17 protein-coding genes are annotated in these 17046 nt (G+C 71.0%); 8 read left to right on the top strand and 9 right to left on the bottom strand.

From position 1 onward, the window contains the following. Positions 1-1227 (top strand): sensor histidine kinase, encoded by a 1227-nt coding sequence (locus ON30_RS40330; RefSeq protein ID WP_051028996.1) that lies wholly within the window; start codon positions 1-3, stop codon positions 1225-1227. On the opposite strand, the gene ON30_RS06235 is transcribed toward ON30_RS40330, so the two are convergent. From ON30_RS06235 to ON30_RS06225, 3 genes are all read right to left on the bottom strand, one after another. Next, a complete protein-coding gene (locus tag ON30_RS06235; RefSeq protein WP_051028984.1) occupies positions 1221-1610 on the bottom strand; it encodes a hemophore-related protein in 390 nt (129 codons plus the stop codon). The two genes, ON30_RS40330 and ON30_RS06235, sit on opposite strands and share 7 nt — an antisense overlap. 132 nt (positions 1611-1742) lie before the next feature. Beyond that, a complete protein-coding gene (locus tag ON30_RS06230; RefSeq protein ID WP_085999282.1) occupies positions 1743-2162 on the bottom strand; it encodes a DUF7144 family membrane protein in 420 nt (139 codons plus the stop codon). A 31-nt stretch (positions 2163-2193) separates the two neighbouring features. Then, positions 2194-3333 carry an AI-2E family transporter gene (locus tag ON30_RS06225; protein ID WP_040704840.1) on the bottom strand — a complete coding sequence of 380 codons (1140 nt, stop codon included), beginning with the start codon at positions 3331-3333 and terminating at the stop codon, positions 2194-2196. 238 nt (positions 3334-3571) lie between these two features. Here ON30_RS06225 and ON30_RS06220 point away from each other — a divergent pair, with 238 nt between their 5' ends. Continuing rightward, positions 3572-6190 (top strand): winged helix-turn-helix domain-containing protein, encoded by a 2619-nt coding sequence (locus ON30_RS06220; RefSeq protein ID WP_040704839.1) that lies wholly within the window; start codon positions 3572-3574, stop codon positions 6188-6190. 105 nt (positions 6191-6295) lie between these two features. Beyond that, complete coding sequence (locus ON30_RS06215) at positions 6296-6508, top strand: DUF8691 family protein (protein ID WP_040704838.1); 213 nt, start codon at positions 6296-6298, stop codon at positions 6506-6508. Here ON30_RS06215 and ON30_RS06210 read toward each other — a convergent pair whose 3' ends face one another. Beyond that, positions 6509-8029, bottom strand: coding sequence for a flavin-containing monooxygenase (locus ON30_RS06210; protein WP_051028983.1), 1521 nt, complete (start codon positions 8027-8029; stop codon positions 6509-6511). A 140-nt stretch (positions 8030-8169) separates the two neighbouring features. Here ON30_RS06210 and ON30_RS06205 point away from each other — a divergent pair, with 140 nt between their 5' ends. After that, positions 8170-9177 carry an AraC family transcriptional regulator gene (locus ON30_RS06205; RefSeq protein ID WP_040704891.1) on the top strand — a complete coding sequence of 336 codons (1008 nt, stop codon included), beginning with the start codon at positions 8170-8172 and terminating at the stop codon, positions 9175-9177. On the opposite strand, the gene ON30_RS06200 is transcribed toward ON30_RS06205, so the two are convergent. Further along, positions 9174-9929 (bottom strand): hypothetical protein, encoded by a 756-nt coding sequence (locus ON30_RS06200; RefSeq protein WP_157183624.1) that lies wholly within the window; start codon positions 9927-9929, stop codon positions 9174-9176. The two genes, ON30_RS06205 and ON30_RS06200, sit on opposite strands and share 4 nt — an antisense overlap. Before the next feature lie 138 nt (positions 9930-10067). Between ON30_RS06200 and ON30_RS06195 the strand changes: the two genes are divergently transcribed. The 3 genes from ON30_RS06195 to ON30_RS06185 all read left to right on the top strand — a co-directional run bounded on the left by ON30_RS06195 (position 10068) and on the right by ON30_RS06185 (position 12032). Continuing rightward, complete coding sequence (locus ON30_RS06195) at positions 10068-10439, top strand: hypothetical protein (protein ID WP_157183623.1); 372 nt, start codon at positions 10068-10070, stop codon at positions 10437-10439. A 56-nt stretch (positions 10440-10495) separates the two neighbouring features. Then, complete coding sequence (locus ON30_RS06190) at positions 10496-11218, top strand: VIT1/CCC1 transporter family protein (RefSeq protein ID WP_040704835.1); 723 nt, start codon at positions 10496-10498, stop codon at positions 11216-11218. 133 nt (positions 11219-11351) lie between these two features. Beyond that, positions 11352-12032 carry a phosphoribosyltransferase gene (locus ON30_RS06185; protein ID WP_040704834.1) on the top strand — a complete coding sequence of 227 codons (681 nt, stop codon included), beginning with the start codon at positions 11352-11354 and terminating at the stop codon, positions 12030-12032. A 48-nt stretch (positions 12033-12080) separates the two neighbouring features. Here ON30_RS06185 and ON30_RS40025 read toward each other — a convergent pair whose 3' ends face one another. From ON30_RS40025 to ON30_RS06175, 3 genes are all read right to left on the bottom strand, one after another. Beyond that, complete coding sequence (locus ON30_RS40025; protein ID WP_085999280.1) at positions 12081-12236, bottom strand: DUF6131 family protein; 156 nt, start codon at positions 12234-12236, stop codon at positions 12081-12083. A gap of 36 nt (positions 12237-12272) precedes the next feature. After that, positions 12273-12773 (bottom strand): hypothetical protein, encoded by a 501-nt coding sequence (locus tag ON30_RS35900; RefSeq protein ID WP_051028982.1) that lies wholly within the window; start codon positions 12771-12773, stop codon positions 12273-12275. 102 nt (positions 12774-12875) lie between these two features. After that, the gene (locus ON30_RS06175) at positions 12876-14456 is read right to left on the bottom strand and encodes a Na+/H+ antiporter (protein ID WP_040704833.1); all 1581 of its coding nucleotides are present in this window, start codon (positions 14454-14456) and stop codon (positions 12876-12878) included. 177 nt (positions 14457-14633) lie between these two features. Here ON30_RS06175 and ON30_RS06170 point away from each other — a divergent pair, with 177 nt between their 5' ends. Continuing rightward, positions 14634-15725 (top strand): cytochrome P450, encoded by a 1092-nt coding sequence (locus ON30_RS06170; protein WP_040704832.1) that lies wholly within the window; start codon positions 14634-14636, stop codon positions 15723-15725. A gap of 137 nt (positions 15726-15862) precedes the next feature. Here ON30_RS06170 and ON30_RS06165 read toward each other — a convergent pair whose 3' ends face one another. Next, positions 15863-16750, bottom strand: a complete 888-nt coding sequence (locus ON30_RS06165; protein ID WP_040704831.1) for an aminoglycoside phosphotransferase family protein — start codon at positions 16748-16750, stop codon at positions 15863-15865. Positions 16751-17046: the final 296 nt, after the last annotated feature.

Below are 17046 nucleotides of genomic sequence, written 5' to 3'. Positions count from 1 at the left end.
ATGCCCCGCCGCCCGACCCTCCGCCGCCGACCGACTATCCGCCTGCGCCTGACCCTGCTCTACGCGGGGGCGTTCTTCCTCGCGGGCGCGCTGCTGGTGGCGCTGATGTATTTCTTCCTCGACCAGTCGCTGCAACGGCGCGGCGGCACCGGCGTGCGGGTGCTGATCCGCGAACAGTTGGCCCGATTCGGCGCGCGCGACCGCGCCGACATCTACGAGACGGTCACCGCGCAGGTCGAACAGGACCGCCGCGACACCCTCGAGGCGATGCTGGTCTGGTCGCTGGTGTGTCTGGGCGCGGTCGGCATCGCGGCGGGCGGTTTCGGGTGGGCGCTGGCCGGGCGGGCGCTGGCCCCGCTGCAACACATCACCGCGACCGCGCGCCGGGTCGCCGATCGCAGCCTGCACGAACGCATCGCCCTGGACGGTCCCGACGACGAGATCCGGCAACTCGCCGACACCTTCGACGCCATGCTGGAACGCCTCGACCGCGCCTTCGACGGGCAGCGCCGGTTCGTCGCCAACGCCTCGCACGAACTGCGCACCCCGCTGACGATCAACCGCACGCTGATCGAGGTGGCGATGGACGATCCGGACGCGCCGGACGCGCTGCGCTCGCTCGGCACGACCCTGCTGGAGGTGAACCGGCGGCACGCGGCGCTGATCGACGGATTGCTGGTGCTGGCGGGCAGTGAGCAGCGGTTGACCACGCGGGTGCGGGTCGATCTGGCCGAGATCGCCCGGCGCGCACTCGCCGTCGCGGACGCCGACGCCGCGCGTGCCGGTGTGGCGGTCCGCGCGGCGATCGGTCCGGCCGCGGCGGTGGGCGACCCGGTGCTGCTGGAACGGCTGGCACAGAACCTGGTCGACAACGCCGTGCGCTACAACAGCCCCGAGGACGGGTGGCTCGCGGTACGGGTGGGCGCGCGCGACGGGGCGACGGTTCTCGAGGTCGAGAATTCCGGTCCGCCGGTCCCGCCGCACGAGGTCGACGGCTTGTTCGAGCCGTTCCGGCGACTGGCGGCGACCGAACGCCTCGCCGATCCGGCGGCGCGCGGGCGCGGCGCCGGACTGGGGTTGTCGATCGTGCGGTCGGTCGCCGTCGCGCACGGCGGTGCGGTGCGCGCGCTGGCCCGTCCCGAGGGCGGCCTGCTGGTGACGGTCACGCTGCCGGACCCGGACGTGCGCGGGGCGGGCGGTGTCGCCGCCCGCCCGCCCGGTCAGTAGTTGTGGCAGGTGTCGGCGAGGGTGTCGAGGGTCTCGCGCAGGATCTTCGCCTTGCCCTCGCCGCGCCGCTCCTCGAACTTCTGTCGGGCGTCGGGATGTTCGGCGAAGCGCTGCTCGACACGGGCGCGGCGCTGCTCGACGGGCAGGGCGAAGAATTCGGCGAATTTCGCCTTGCGGCCGGGGTGGGCGTCCAGTCGCGCCGCGAAATCGGGCGCGGTGGCGTGCAGGGCGGCGTCGATCTGGGCGAAGGTGCAGTCGGTCTCGATCAGTTTGCCGTGCGGTCCCGGCTGCGCCGCCGCCGTGCCGGGTGCGAGCAGTGCCGCGGCCGCGATCGCGCCGAGCGCCAACGCCACGCGCGCGCCGCGGGTTCGTTTCTGTGCCATGTCCGGTGGCCCTTTCGGTGAGGATGCGGGTTCTCGATCGACCCGGCCCCAGTCCACCAGTCACCGTGTTGGGTGGGCGCTAGGACAGCGCGAAGCCCGCCGGGTCGGACCCGGCGGGCTCGGCGCACGCGGTCAGATCCGGTCGGGATGCCAGGTCGAGACCGCCCAGATCACCACGATGCTCAGGGCGATGATCAGGATCGACCACCACGGGTAGTAGGGCAGCGACAGGAAGTTGGCGATGATGGTCAGCGCCGCGATGATGATGGCGGCGACCTTGCCCCAGGTGCTGCCGGTCATCAGCCCGAGCGCGCAGATGATCAGGATCGCGCCGAGCACGATGTGGATCCATCCCCAGCCCGTGGTGTCGAACTGGTAGATGTACTCGGGGCCGACGACGAACAGGTCGTCCTCGGCGACCGCCGAGATGCCCTCGAAGATCGACAGCACGCCGACGGTGAGCAGCAGGATCGCCGCGCCGATGGACGTGCCTGCCGCGAGCCCTTGGCGGACCGGGCTTCCGGTTTCCGGTTTCTGAGTCGTCATTGTCATTCCCTTCCGCGGAGAAGAACGTGGGTCAATCTCAGTCCGACGGTGGTAGCGGTGACCTCACCCGCTGGGGGTGATCTCCCGGCGGGTCGTGCGCCTTCTCGGCGATGAGGATGTTGACCCAGCGGGTCGCGGGGTCGATGTCCAGCAGCAGGGCCTTGACCAGCAGCGTCAACGGGACGGCGAGGATCGCGCCGAGCGCGCCGATCACCCAGGTCCAGAACACCAGCGACAGGAAGGTCATGGTGACGCTGATGCCGACGGCGTCGCCGACGAATTTGGGCTGGATGATCGACTGGATGACGAAGTTGATGACGCTGTAGACCACGATCACCCAGATCATCGGCCACAGCCCGCCGTCGAGCAGGGCCAGCAGCGCGGGCGGCAGCAGTCCGATGACGAAGCCGATGTTGGGGATGTAGTTGGTGATGAACGACAGCAGGGCCCACAGCAGCGGCAGCGGTATGCCCAGCAGCCACAGCGCGACGCCGTCGAAGACCGCGACGATCAGGCCGAACACGGTGGAGACCAGCAGGTAGGTGCGGGTGCCGTGGGCGAAGGCGTCCAGCGCGTAGGCGATCTCGGGGCGTTCGCGGCCGATGATCTCGAGTTTGCGCCCGATCGACATGCCGTCGAAGGCCATGAACAGCAGCAGGGCCAGCACGAAGAACAGGTTGGAGAAGATGCCGAGCAGTCCGCTGAGCACGCCTTCGAGGGCGGTGACGAGTTTGCCGACGTCGATCTGGCTCAGCAGGTTCTGGATCTGGTCCTCGGAGACGCCGAAGTCCGCGAGCAGGTCCCGGACGTTGCCGAGCAGGTCGTCGAGGCGATCGGTGTACTGCGGCAGTTCGGTGGCGAGTTGGGCGGCCGAGACCACCAGCATCGCGATCATGCCGAGCACGATGGCCAGGACGGCGAGGAAGGCCGCGCCCATTCCCGCCCAGGCGGGCCAGCCGCGGCGGCGCGCCCAGGTTTGGATGGGCTGTACGGCGATGGTGAGCATGAGCGCCAGGAACAGTGGACCGAGCAGGCCCGCCGCGCCTTTCATGCCCGCGATGGCGACCACGCCCCCGGCGCCTGCCAGCAGCACGATCAGTCCGCGCGGGATGGCCCAGGAGGTCGGTGTCAGGGCGGGGACCGTGACGGCGGTGCGTGATCTTCTCGACGAGGGCATCGGCCACCTTCTCCGGTCCGCTGCGGCGCTCCGACGGTAGGTCGGTGGGCGGGCGGGGATCGTCATCCATTTCGGATGAGTCGCGGTTCGTTTGCTGCGCACCAAAGAACACCGTTCGGTCGGTATGCTCAGACCCCCCGACACCAGACGGCGAGCGGCGAAGCGGTACGGGCCGAACAAGGCCGAGGAGGCTCAGGTGCACTCATCGCGGCGACTCCACGTAGTTCCCACTCCGGCAGTGCTCACGGGCACCGCGCGGGCCGGCGGCATCCCCGCGCCGCTGTTCACCCCGCTGGTGCTGCGCGCGAGCCACGACCGGCTGGACCGCGCGGTCCTCCCGGCCGCCGGACGCAGCGTCCTGCTGTGTTCGCCGGCAGGTAGCGGGAAAACCGTGCTCGCCGCGGATTGGCTGCGCCGACACCTCGAGGAGCACCCGGGGACCCGCTCGTGCTGGATCACCGTCAACGAGACGGTGGACGACGCCACCCGCCTGTGGGCCACGATCCGCGCCGGCCTCGGCCTGCCCGTCGAAGCCGACCCGCCCTCCCCCGACCCGCTCGCCGCGGCCGTGGACCTGGTGCGCGATCTGGGCGAGCAGCCCACGGTGCTGGTCCTGGACGACGCGCACCTGCTCACCGACCCGCTCGCGCTGGCCGGACTCGAACACCTGCTGCACCACGCGCCCACCGCGATGCTCAGCGTCGTCACCGGACGCTACGAACCCCCGCTGCGCTGGCACGTGCTCGACATGGCGGGCCGCCTGGTGCGCCTGGGCGCGGAGGATCTGGCCTTCGACGACGAGCACATCGGCACGGTCTTCATCGAACACGGCTGCCCCCTGGACGAATCCGAGGTGGCCTCGATCCAACGGCTGACCCGCGGGTGGGCGGCACTGGTGCGCATCGCGGCCCTCTACACCGCCATGCACGGCTCCCAGCGGGCGAGCGCGCTGGCCATGCTCGCCCACGCCCCGCACCCGATCTCGGACTTCCTGGTCGGCGAACTGATCGACGTCCTGGACGACGACGTGCGCGAATTCCTGCTCGCCACCTGCGTTCCCGACTCCTTCACCGACGCGCTCGCCGAGGAACTGGCCGGCCCGCAGGCCCCACGGATGCTCGACGACCTGGCCCGCATCAACTTCCCGGTGCAGCACACCGCGCACGCGGGCCTGCTCTGGTACTCCTACCACCCGATGCTGCGCGCCTACCTGCTCGCCGAACTGCAACGCGCCGTCCCGCAGCGCATCCCGGACCTGCACCGCCGCTGCGGTCGCTGGTACCTCGACCGCGGCGAACCGCTCGAGGCGCTGCCGCACCTGCTCGCCGAACCGAATCATCCCCGACTACCGATCTTCCTGCGCGACCACGGATTGCGCGTGGTACTCGACGGGACCGGCCCGATCCTGTTCGAGCGGATCGACACCGCCGCACCGGACCTGCGTGAGGACGCGTTCGTGCTGCTGCTGCGCGTGGTCGACGCCGTGGAACGCGGGGACGGCGCGGCGGCGACGGCCTATCTGGACCAGGTGCGGGCACGGGCCGGGTCGGCCTCGGCGATCGTCACCGCGGCCTGCCTGGAGGTCGTGCGGACCGCGGTGACCACGGCGGTGACCGGCGCGTCCGCGCTGGTGCGGGAATCGGTGCTCGAACCGGACGGCACCGCGGTCGACGCGGTCGAGCCGTCCACCACCGGACTCCCGGATCTGGACTGCTACGCGGCGGTGCAACTGGGCAGCGCGCTGGTGTGCGCCGGGGCGATCATCCCCGGCGAACAGACCCTGCACCGGGCGCTCGCGCTGGCCGAACAGGGCGGTCACCACCGCCTGCACCTGCGTGCCGTGACCCGACTCGCGCTCGCCTCCGCCCTGACCGGTCCGGTGCCGCTGCTGCACGACCGCGCGCAGCGGGCCGTCGATGTCGGTGTCGGACACCGTCTCACGCACATCCCGGACCACGTGCACGCGATCGCGTTGCGCGCGCTGGCCGCGCATCTGCGCGGACTGCCGATCGAGCAGGCGGATCTGGCCGCGCTGGCCCGGACCCGGCGCGGCCTGGACGGCGCGAGCGAACCGATGGCGGGCCGACAGGCCCACATCATCGGTCTGCTGCTGGCTTTCGAGGACGCCGCCGACAAGCACGCCGCCGCGCTGGCCCTGCACACCCAGATCCAACGACTGCTGCTCGAGGCGCCGCATCCGCCGATCGCGGGACGACTGCTGCTGCCGGTGGTCTCGATCCTGGTGCGACTACACGAACGCGACACCGCCTATCACCTGGTGGTGGCCGCGCGGCGCGCGCTGCGCGACTCCCCCGAGGCGATGCTGGCCGCCGCCGCGGTGGCCGACGCCAACAACAAGCCGCTCGACACCCTCGACCTCGTGCAACCGGTGCTCGACCGCGCGGCGATGCTGCCCGCGCACACCGCCGTCACCGGATGGTTGCTCTACGCGTGCGCCTGCCACCGCCTGGACCGGACGGTGAAGTCCTACGAGGGATTCGCCGAGGCGGTGCGGATCGCGGCGCCCGACGGTCTGGTGCGGCCGTTCTTCGAGGTGGCGGGCGCGGTGACGCTGCTGCACGACCACGCGGGACGCTTCGGCCCGCGCAACGGATTCGTCGAGACGGTCCGCGAACTGTCCGCGACCCGCCCCGAACCGATGACCCCCGCGCTGACCGACGCCGAACTGACCGTGCTCGAGCAGTTGCCCAGCGGCCGAACGGCATTGCAGATCGCCCAGGACCTCGGGGTGTCGATCAACACCGTCAAGACCCACCTGCGCGCGATCTACGCCAAACTCGGCGCCAACTCCCGCGCCGACGCGATGCTGCGGGCGCGCCGCATCGGTCTGCTCTGAGCCGCGCCGCGCATCTCATCCGCGCCGGGTGAGGTCCGGCCACCCGGCACGGTGCAGGCTCGACGGACACGCCCGGCCGCGCCGTCGCGAACGAGAGGAGCGTCCATGCCGCCGATCCGGTACCAGTTCATCATCGACGGCACGCTCTCCGAACGCGCGGTGGCCGCCTTCCCCGAACTCTCGGTCTCCGATCGCGCGCCCGGCGACGTCACCACCCTCTACGGGCCGGTCCCCGATCCGGTCGCGTTGCGTGGCATCATGGCCCGCATCGATTCGCTGGGGCTCACCCTGCTGGAGATGCGGCAGATGCCGGACTGATCAGCGAGCCGGAACCGGGGCGCGCGTGGCCGAACGCTTGGTCGGCTCGAGGGTCTTGGACAGGTCGGTCCGCATCGTGGTGGCCGAATCCAGCAGGTAGTTCTGCCGAACCTTCCACGGGTGCCGGTCACCTTGACGCGGGAACTCCGCGATGGACCGCTGCACGTAACCGGAGGCCAGGTCCAGCAGCGGCCGCTCCGCGAGATCGCCGCGCGGGCGCGGGACCACCGCCGCGTAATCGTTGCGGTCCATGTGGTTGAGGATCTTGCAGACCAGTCGGGAGGTGAGGTCGGCGCGCAAGGTCCAGGAGGCGTTGGTGTAGCCGATGCAGACCGCGAAGTTCGGCACGCCGGTGAGCATCGCGCCCTGCCAGACGAACTGGTCCGACAGCGTGACCGGAACGCCGTCGACGGACGGGGTGATGCCGCCGAAGGCCAGCAGTTGCAGCCCCGTCGCGGTGACCACGACGTCGGCGGGCAGCACCCGACCGGACTTCAAGCGGATGCCTTCGGGCACGAAGGCATCGATGTGGTCGGTGACCACCTCGGCCTTGCCCTTCTTCATCGCCTTGAAGAAATCGGCGTCCGGGACCGCGCACAGGCGCTGGTCCCAGGGGTTGTAGGTGGGGGTGAAATGTTCGGCGACGAGTTTCTCGTCCTTGAGGATGCGCGTGGTCAGACCGGTCAGCAGTTTGCGCGCGCGCTCCGGGCGGCGACGGCAGTACTGGTAGAAACCGATGCTGAACAGGATGTTCTTGGTGCGGATCAGGCGGTGCGCGAGATCGGGCGGCAGCAGCTCGCGGATCTTGTCGGCCTGCTTGTCGCGGCCCGGCACGGCGCTGATCCAGGTGGGACTGCGCTGCAACATGGTGACGTGCTCGGCCTGTTCGGCCATCGCGGGCACCAGCGTCACCGCCGTCGCGCCGCTGCCGATGACCACGACCTTCTTGTCCGCGTAGTCCAGGTCCGCGGGCCAGAACTGCGGCCGCACCACCTCGCCGGTGAAGTCCTCGATGCCGGGGAAGACCGGGTCGTAGCCGTGGTCGTAGTTGTAGTAGCCCGCGCAGGCGTAGAGGAAATCGCAGGTCAGCGCGGTCGTCGCGGGGTGGCCTGCCGCGTCGCGGGTCTCCAGGGTCAGCGTCCAGCGGGACTCGGCGCTCGACCAGTCCGCGGAGACGACCTTGGTACGGAACCGGATATTGCGGTCGATGCCGTTCTCGCGGGCCGTCTCCTCGACGTAGCGCAGGATCGACGGGCCGTCCGCGATCGATTTGGCCTCCCGCCACGGCTTGAAGGGGTAACCGAGGGTGAACATGTCCGAATCCGACCGGATGCCCGGGTAGCGGAACAGGTCCCACGTCCCGCCCAGCGCCTCGCGCGCCTCCAGGATCGCGTACCGCTTGCCGGGGCATTCGGTCTGCAACCGGTAGGCCGCGCCGATCCCGGAGAGTCCCGCGCCGACGATCACGACGTCGAGATGGTCGCTTACCAGGTGGTCGCTGCCACTACCCGCTTCGGTCATACCCCCAGTCTCCAGGGCGTTCCGGTCGCTGCCTTGACTCCGCGCGACAACCTTTTGTCTGTGCGCGACAGGAGCGGGGGTTTCCGCCGTCGCGCACCGATCGCTTGACTTCGCCGCGGCGGTCTTCGATCGTGGGCGACATGTCGGTGATTCGGTCGGCCGGGTTGCGTGGGTTCCGCGCGACCGTCGCGGAGTTGGGCGGCGACGCGGAGGAGTTCACGCGCGCGGTCGGCCTGCCCGCCGCGGCGCTGGACGCCGACGACCTGCTGATCTCGGATTCGGCGGTGGCCGCGGCGCTGGAGTTGGCGGCGCACCGGTTGGAGGTGCCGGACCTGGGGTTGCGCATCGCCTACCGGCAGGACCTGGACATGCTCGGGCCGCTGGCGCTGGCGATCCGCAATTCGCCGACGCTGGCGCACGTGCTCGAGTGCACCGAGCGCTACCTGTTCTCGCACGCCCGCTCGCTGCGGTTGACCCTGGCCGAGGACCCGTACGGGGATCACGGGGTGATCGGATTGCGCTACGGCGTCGCGCCGGGGATGCCCAGTCCGGTGCAGGGCACCGACCTGGGGTTGGGGTTCGTGCACCGGGCCATCCAGCGCCTGGTCCAGGACCGGTACGGGCTGCGCTCGGTCGAACTGCCCTACCGGCCGCCCGGCCCGATCGAAGCCTACGAACGATTCTTCGGCGCACCGGTGCGCGTCGAACGGCAGGCGGCGATGCTGCGCCTGCCCAGCAGTCTGGCCGACCGTCCGCTGCCCGGCGGCGACGAGAACCTGCACCGACTCGCCATGGCCTTCCTGGCCGAACAGTCCGACGCCGCGGACCTGTCGCTGGTCCCGCAGATCCGCGCGACCGTGCAACGGCTGCTGGGCACCACGCCGCCCGAGATCGGGATGGTGGCGGGCCTGCTGGCGATGCACCCGCGCACCGTGCAGCGCCGCCTCGCCGCCGAGGGCACCACCTTCGCGGCCATCCTCGACGACGTGCGCCGCCACGAGGCACGCCGCTACCTGACCACCACCGACATGCCGATGGGCCAGATCGCCTCCCTGCTCGGACTGGCCGAACAGGCGACCTTCACCCGGTGCGCGCGCCGCTGGTGGGGCGCCACCCCGACCGCGATGCGGCGCGCCGCGACGCGCTAGGCGGCGTCGCGCACCTTCGTCACCGCGTCGGTGAAGACCTTGGTGAACCCGTCCTCGTCGCCCTTGTCGTCGAGCGCGCTGACCCGCACCGCGACGCTGAGTCCGCGCAGGGTCGCGATGCCCATGTAGTCGGTCATCGTGATCGGCTTGCCCGTGCCGACCGAGGACACGGTGGTCGAGCGGTAGACGATCGCGTCGATCCCGTCCAGGGCCGCGGGCGGCGTCTTGTTCTCGACCTTCACCGTGCTCTCGATGCTCTGCCCCTCGACGGTGGTGGTCAAGGTGACCTCGCCGCAGGTGCGGTTGCCCTCGGTGATGCGGTCCAACTCCGCCAGGCGCGGCGACAGGTACTCCACGTACATCACGCCCGCCGCGGCGTCGGAGGCGGCGATGAAGGTCGAGTCGCCGATCACCTGCTGGGTGGCCGCGCCCACGCTGTTCTGGGTCTGGGCGCATTCGGGCGGGGTGAAGGTGGCCGAATCGTTGAGTGACGCGAAATCCGCGGCGGCCGACTGGACCTTGTCCTTGGGCAGGTCCAGCTTCTTGGAGCCCTGCGGGAACTGCTCGGGCGTGAGCAGCAGTTGTTCGTGCGCCGTGGTGGGCGGGGCCGAATTCCCGTGCCCCGCGTGTTCGTCGGAACCGCATCCGGCCAGCAGCAGCGCCCCCGCCGCGACAACCACCCCGTATCGTGCGACCTTGCCGCGCAGATCGATCATGCCGCACAGCATGCCGGCCGGGGGCGCGTCGGTCACGAGCACCCCGAACGCCGCGAGATGCCGACCGGTCGCCCGGAATTCGCGCACACACCTTCGCAGACCGCGAAATCACCGCTGGGAACACCCCACTCGACGTTCTAGACTGCACCGGAGGTTCGGCGGGGAAAGGATCGGATGGATACCGTCAGAGAGGTTGCCGAGGAGGGCAGGCGGCTCATCGATCGGGCTTGGCTCGGCGAGTTGACGCGCGAGGAAGCCGTGCACCGCTTCGTCCAGGTCGGCGACGGCCTGGTGTGCCGGACCACCGCGGCGGAGATCATCGACGCGGGCGTGCGCGAACTCGACGCGGGCGCGGCCCGGCGACGGATCCGCCTGCGCTGCGCCCTGCTGGAGGTTCCCGTGCTCGGCGGTTTCGCGTTGGCGGCCCTGGCCTTCGGCGATCTCGTCACCGCCGTCGCGGCGCTGACGGTGCTGGGCGGACTGCAACTGCTGCACCGGGTCCTTCCGCCGGTGCCGGACCGGCGGTTCGCCCGGCATTCGCCCTAGCGCGACACTCGCGTGACCGTCCGCGCGGGCCGTCCTCGACCGCTACTGTGCGGCACATGGTGGATTCTACGGAAACTCCGCATCCGCGCGAACCGCACGGGACCGGACTGGCCTCGCGGCTGAACTGGCTGCGGGCAGGCGTGCTCGGCGCCAACGACGGGATCGTCTCCACCGCGGGCCTGGTGGTCGGCGTCGCGGCGGCCACCACCGGCGCCGACGAGATCTTCACCGCCGGTATAGCCGGCTTGACCGCGGGCGCGATCTCGATGGCGGTCGGCGAATACGTCTCGGTCAGCACCCAGCGCGACTCCGAACGCGCGGTGTTGGCCCAGGAACGCCGGGAACTGCGCGAGGACCCCGACTACGAACTCGCCGAATTGGCGGGCATCTACCGAGCCAAAGGGCTCTCGGCCGAGACCGCGCGCAAGGTCGCCGAGGAACTGACCGCGCACGACGCCTTCACCGCGCACGCCGAAGCCGAGTTGGGCCTGGATCCGCGCGCGCTGACCAACCCGTGGCAGGCCGCGCTGTCCTCAGCCGTCGCGTTCACCCTCGGCGCGCTGCTGCCGCTGATCGCGATCCTCACGCCGCCGGTGACCGCGCGCATCCCGGTGACCTTCGTCGCTGTTCTGGTGGCCTTGGCCCTCACCGGATCGATCAGCGCGCGCCTGGGCGGCAGCCGTCGCTCGCGGGCCGTGGTGCGGGTGGTCGTGGGCGGTGCGCTGGCGATGTGCGTCACCTACGGCATCGGTCAACTCGCCGGTGTGGCCGGTATCTGAGCCGTTCCGCGGTGGCCCGCGGCCCACCGGCGACGATGCGGTCCGGGCGGCCGGGGGCGTAGAGTACGGGTTCTCGACGAGTCCCGATGGCGCGGCTCCGATTCACCACGGTACTCGAGCGAGGAGGACCGACATGCCATTCCACGATCGCCGCGATGCCGGTCGCCGCTTGATCGGTCGGCTGCGCGGCCTCCGATTCCCGGCCGAGGACGTGGTCGTACTCGGCGTCACCCACGGCGGTGTTCCGGTGGCCTCGGAGATCGCGGCGGCGTTGCGGGCCCCGCTCGACGTCGCCGTGGTCCGCAAACTGCCGGTGCCCTTCCAACCGCGTCTGGCCTTCGGCGCGCTCGGCGAGAACGGCGTGCGAATCATCGACGACGAGGTGCTCGGGCGCGCGTTCATCTCCCGCACCGAACGCGAGCGCGTGGAGACCGAGACGCGGAACAACCTGCTGCGCAGCGCTCTTCGCTTCCGCGCCACCCATTCCCCGGTGCCGCTGGACGGCGCCATCGCGATCGTCGTGGACGACGGCGTGGCCACGGGCGCTTCGGCGCGGGCGGCCTGCGCGGTGGCGCGGGCCCAGGGCGCGCGGCAGGTGGTGCTCGCCGTCCCGGTCGGCTCGCCGCGCGCGATCCGGGTGCTGGCGGGCGAGGTCGACCACGTCGTCTGCCTGGAGACGCCGGAGATGTTCCACTCGATCTCGCAGTGGTATCAGGAATTCGAGGAGGTCGGCGATCGCGAGATCACCGACCTGCTCGACCGCGCGGCGGTAGACCGCGCGGGCTACGGACTCGCCTCGCCCCCGGTCGGATGATCCGACCGGGGGCGAGGCGAGTTCTTCAGTTCGTGTTACGAACGGGCATCAGTAATAGTGACGCCGTCCGCCGACCGGGCGGCCGACCGAGCCCGCGATGAACAGCACCGCGCCGACGAGCAGGACGACGATACCCGCGGTGGTCAACAGGCCGATTCCGAGCAGCCAGCCGACGATCAGCAGAATCAGTCCGAGAACAATCATGATCCATTCCTTACTTCCGACGATCGAGGTCGATCGTTACTTGGCCGCGTCCGCCGTCGGTCGGCTCTGATTCGCGGATGTCTTGGGCAGGAACCGGTTCAAACTCCACACCGGTTTCTGATCGGGCTGTGTGGTGGCCGTCGCCGAAGCCGGGATCGGCTTCTTGGGTTCGGCGGCGACCGGGACGGTCTTGGCGGCCGGGGCCGCCGGTGCGGTGGGGGCAGCGGGAGGCGCGGTCGGCGCGTTGCGCTTGACCTCGGCCACCTCCTTGCGCGAACGCCGCAGCTCACGGCGGGTCTCGCTGTTGCGTCGCGAGGAGCGCCAGACCCCTAGCAGCAGCAGGCTCAGACCGAGCATGCCGATCGCTCCGACGGCCATGCCGTAGAAGAACAGCTCACCCGCCGAGGCGGTGAAGTGATAGTCGAGGACGCCGAAATCGCTGGTGTCGGTGCGCACTTCGCCGGAGTTCGCCGCGACTCCGGCGACACCGACGACGACCGCGGCGATCAGGACCAACAACCCGATGAGTATGATCATGAGTAATCCCGTTGCGCTGAGTGTTGTCTGACGCACACCGCAATTCCCCGGCCCCCGGGGCCCAAACCCGCCCGGCCCGAATTTCGGGCAGATTTTTTCGGATTATTTCGTCGGGCCCAGATCGAGCCTGCGCGTCACCCGGTCGACCAGGTCCGCGGGCATCCCCGGTTCCCGGCGCGCGGACTGCACCTCCCGCAGGCCGGCCTCCATCACCTCCGCGCGGATCGCGCGCAACCGCTTGGCCATCTTCGCGTCCCGCAGCATCTGGGCGCGCGCGTCGGCGTCGGCGGCCTCGGGGTCCGCGCGCGTGTACCGCTGCCGGAACTGGTCGCGCATCCGCTCGTAGAGTTCGTCGGGCAGGTGCTCGGTCTCGGCGATCTCCTTGAGCCTGCTCATCTGCGCGCGCACCACCCGATCCCACAGTCGCCGTTCGAGTTCGCGCTCGGCGGCGGTGTCGGCGTGCACACCGGTCCAGCGCACCACCAGCGGCAGGGTCGGCCCCTGCAACAACAACGTGAACAGCACCACCGCGAAGGCGGTGAAGAGGATCTCGGTGCGGCCGGGGAAGTCCGCGCCCGCCTCGGTCAACAGCGGAATGGCCAGTGCCAGGGCCACTGTCGCCACCCCGCGCATCCCCGCCCACCAGGTCACCACGACTTCGCGCCAGGTGTAGGGCTCGTCGGCGTCGTGGTCGCGGATCCAGGTCCGCCCGACCGCCCAGGTGCTCAGCAGCCAGAGCAGGCGCAGCACGACGACAGTGGCAACCACCGCGCTCGCGACGCCGAGCAGTTTCGGCCGGCCGCCCCCGGTCGCCTCCAGCACCACCCCCAACTCCAGACCGATCAGTCCGAAGGCGAAGCCGCTCAACAACATCTCGATGATCTCCCAGAACGAGTCACCGACCAGGCGGTAGTCGCGATCGGTGAACTCGGTGACCGCGTCGGTGAGATACAGCGCGCACACCAGCACCGCCAGCACACCCGACCCGTGCCACGCCTCGGCGAATCCGTAGGCGGCGAACGGCAGCAGCAGACTCAACGCCACCTGCCAGGACGCCTCGGCCAGTCGATTGGTCAACCGCGTGCCGAACACCCCCAGCGCCAGACCGACCGCGACCGCCACCACCGCCGAGACCACCAACTCCCCCAGCGCGCGCAGCGTGGAGAACTGTCCGGTCACCACGGCCTGCACGGCCACCGTGTAGACCACGATCGCGGTGGCGTCGTTGAACAGGCCCTCGCCGCCGAGCACCACCACCAAGCGGCGGGGCAACCCGAGACGACTCGCCAACGCGGTCGCGGCCACCGGGTCGGGCGGCGCGACGATGGCGCCGAGCACCACCGCCGCGGCCACCGGCAACGCCGGGTACCAGGCGTGGAAGACCGCCGCGACGGCCGCGGTCGTGGCGATCACCAGGCCGACCGCGCGCAGGGCGATCGGTCCCCAGTTCTCGGCGAACTGATGCCAGGAGGTCCGGCGGGCCGCCGCGTACAGCAGGGGTGGCAGGACCAACGGCAGAATCAGATCGGGCGGGATGTGGATGCGCGGCACGGCGGGCACCAGCGCGAGCGCGCACCCGATCACCGTCATCAGGACCGGTGACGCGACGCCGATCCGCCTGGCCGCGGGCTCGGCCAGGATCGTGGCGAACAGCAGCGCGAACATCAACACCAACTGGTCCATGACCGTTCAGTCTGGGGGCCGGCGACGGGACTCCCGGCGCGACGCGCGGGGGCCGCGACCGCGAGCAGACCGATCGGTACGAACGCCCGTGCGGCACGTGTCGGTCCCGCCGGGTAGTTTCATACGCGCGGTGTGACACCGAGAACGATTGCCGGACAAAGCGAATGGAGGCCAAGGGTGCTCGAGGTCTTCGATTCCGGATTCGCGGCCGATCCCTGGCCCGTCCTGGACAGGTTGCGCCGCCAAGGCGGCGTCCATCGCGTGCGCACCCCTGACGGGCGGCCCGCGTGGCTGCTCACCCGCTACGCCGACGTCCGGGCCGGACTGCTCGACCAGCGCCTGTCCGCCGACACGCACCGGGCGGGCGGGCGCGACTACCGCGCCGCGCCCACGGCGCTGGACGCCCTGCTCACCGCCGCACCCGAGGCCCAGGACAGGCTGCGCGCCACGGTCGCCGCCGAAGCCGCGGCCTGCACGGCCGAATGGGGTCGCCGTCTGCCCGACCTGCTCGAAAACCTCTCCGCCGACCTCGATTCCGCCGACGAGGTCGACCTGGTGCGATGTCTGGCCGAACCGCTGCCCGACATCGTCCTCGCCGACCTGCTGGGTCTGGCCGAACCGGAATACCGGAAACTGCTCGACGAGACGACCGCCGCCCCGGGGGCGGTCGACGCCCTGCTCGCCGTCGACCGCGCGGAGGCCCCGCTCGGCGGACTCCTCGCGGGCGACCGGATCGGCCCCGCGGAGTCGGCGGGCCTGCTCTGCTATCTGCTCTCGTTCTGGCGCGAGGTGCTCGCCGACGTAGTCGCCGGGTCGGTGCTTACCCTGCTCACCCGCCCCGACCAGATCCGGGTCCTGCGCCGCGGCCGCAACAAACCGCCCATGATCGACGAACTCGTCCGCTACGTCTCACCGCAGGTCCTGGCCCGCCCCCGCTACGCCGCCGAGGATCTGACCTACGGCCCCTACGACATTCGCGCCGGTGACACCGTGCTGCTGTGCCTGGCCGCCGCCCACCGCGATCCCGCCTACTTCGACAGCCCCGGCCGCGTCGACCTCACCCGCCGCCGCAACCGTCAACTCGGCTTCGGGCACGGCGCGCACGCCTGTCTCGGCGTGGCCCTGGCCCGCACGATCACCGCGGCCGTCATCGAGCACCTGTTCACCCGCTGGCCCGCCACCACCCTCACCGTCTCCCCGCGCGACATCGAATGGCGCTGCGGATTCCAGCACCGCGGACCACTCACCCTGCCGGTCCGCCCCGCCTGAGCGCGGTCATCGTCCGCGTGGTCGGTTGTTGCGGTTGGGTGGGCGGCTGACGGTGACCGCGGCGCGGCGGCGTTCGCGCCACGGGACGTGCGCCGGGCGGGTGACGTGGCGGTCGCGGCGTCGCCACCACATCGCGCTCACCGGGCCGCCCAGGGGGCGATGGCCTGGACGGCGGGCCTGCCGAAATCGTCGGTGATGCCGTCGGCGACGAACCACAGCCAGTTCTGCACCGCGCGCACCAGGGTCCACGCGCGGGCGCGCTCCGGATCGAGTCCGGCGACGGCGACGAGTTCGGCGAACCGGTGGTCGAGGGTCGATTCGTCGCGGCGGTTCCACAGGATCGACAAAGTGGTGAACTCGACGTCGCCGCGCAACGGTTGCGGGTCGATGACCAGCCACGGTTCCCGCGCGCCCGCCAGCACGTTCTCGAAGTGCAGGTCCTCGTTCACCAGCAGGTCGCCCGCGCTCGGCCCGTGGTCGCGGCACACCCGCACCGCGGCGTCGAGCAGGCGACGCGGCAGCGGCCTGCCCAGCCGTTCCCAGTCGCGCGGCAGTTCCGTCGCCCATCGCTCGGCCTCCACCCGCAGGTCACGGGTGAGACCGTCCGGGGCGGGCACGGCCAGCCTGCGCAGCAGCGTCGCGATGATCGGCACCGCCGCCGCGATCGGCTCCCCTTCCAGGGAGCGCCGTTCGTCCAGGCGTTCCAGCAGCATCGCGCCCTCGGCGATGTCGCTGTCGTGCAGCAGGACCGCGCCGTTACCCTGCCAGGCCGCCAGCGCGCGAGGTTCGTCCCGCGTCTCCGGCCCGACGTACCCGAGTTTGAGCACCACCGGAGTCCCGTCGGCCCGGACGCCGGGCAGCGCGATCCCCGCGTACCCGTGCCAGGGCGTCACGGTGTCCAGACGCACCGCCCAGCGGCGGGTGTACTCGGTGACGAGATCGGGCAGGCGGGCCAGCCAGGCCCGCGCCGGATCACCCTCGGATCGGCTCAGACGCTCGGCGAAGAATTCGGGGACGACGATCACTTCTCGAGCATCGCAGCCCCGTCCACCGATTTTCCCGGTCACGGACGGTAGACCGCAGTCCGGCACAGCGGCCGCAGCCCGGCATCACGCGGCCCACGGCCTCGGATGCCACAGCTCACGGACCGGGATGCGGCAAGTACGCGGATGCGGCAGGTTCGCGGGACGCTGCGGGTCGAACGAGTCGCGCGGCGGGTCAGGGGGCGGGCGGCGCACCCGGTAGCGGCAGCCACGGCAGCGGGGGCAGCGGCGGGATCCAGATCGGCGGCGGGGCGGGCGCTGGCGGCGGGGGGCGCGGG

Origin of the sequence: Nocardia takedensis NBRC 100417 (genome assembly GCF_000308695.1) — a bacterium.
Lineage (GTDB): Bacteria > Actinomycetota > Actinomycetes > Mycobacteriales > Mycobacteriaceae > Nocardia > Nocardia takedensis.
Note: the sequence above shows the minus strand (reverse complement) of the source record. Positions and strands in the feature narration are given on the sequence as shown.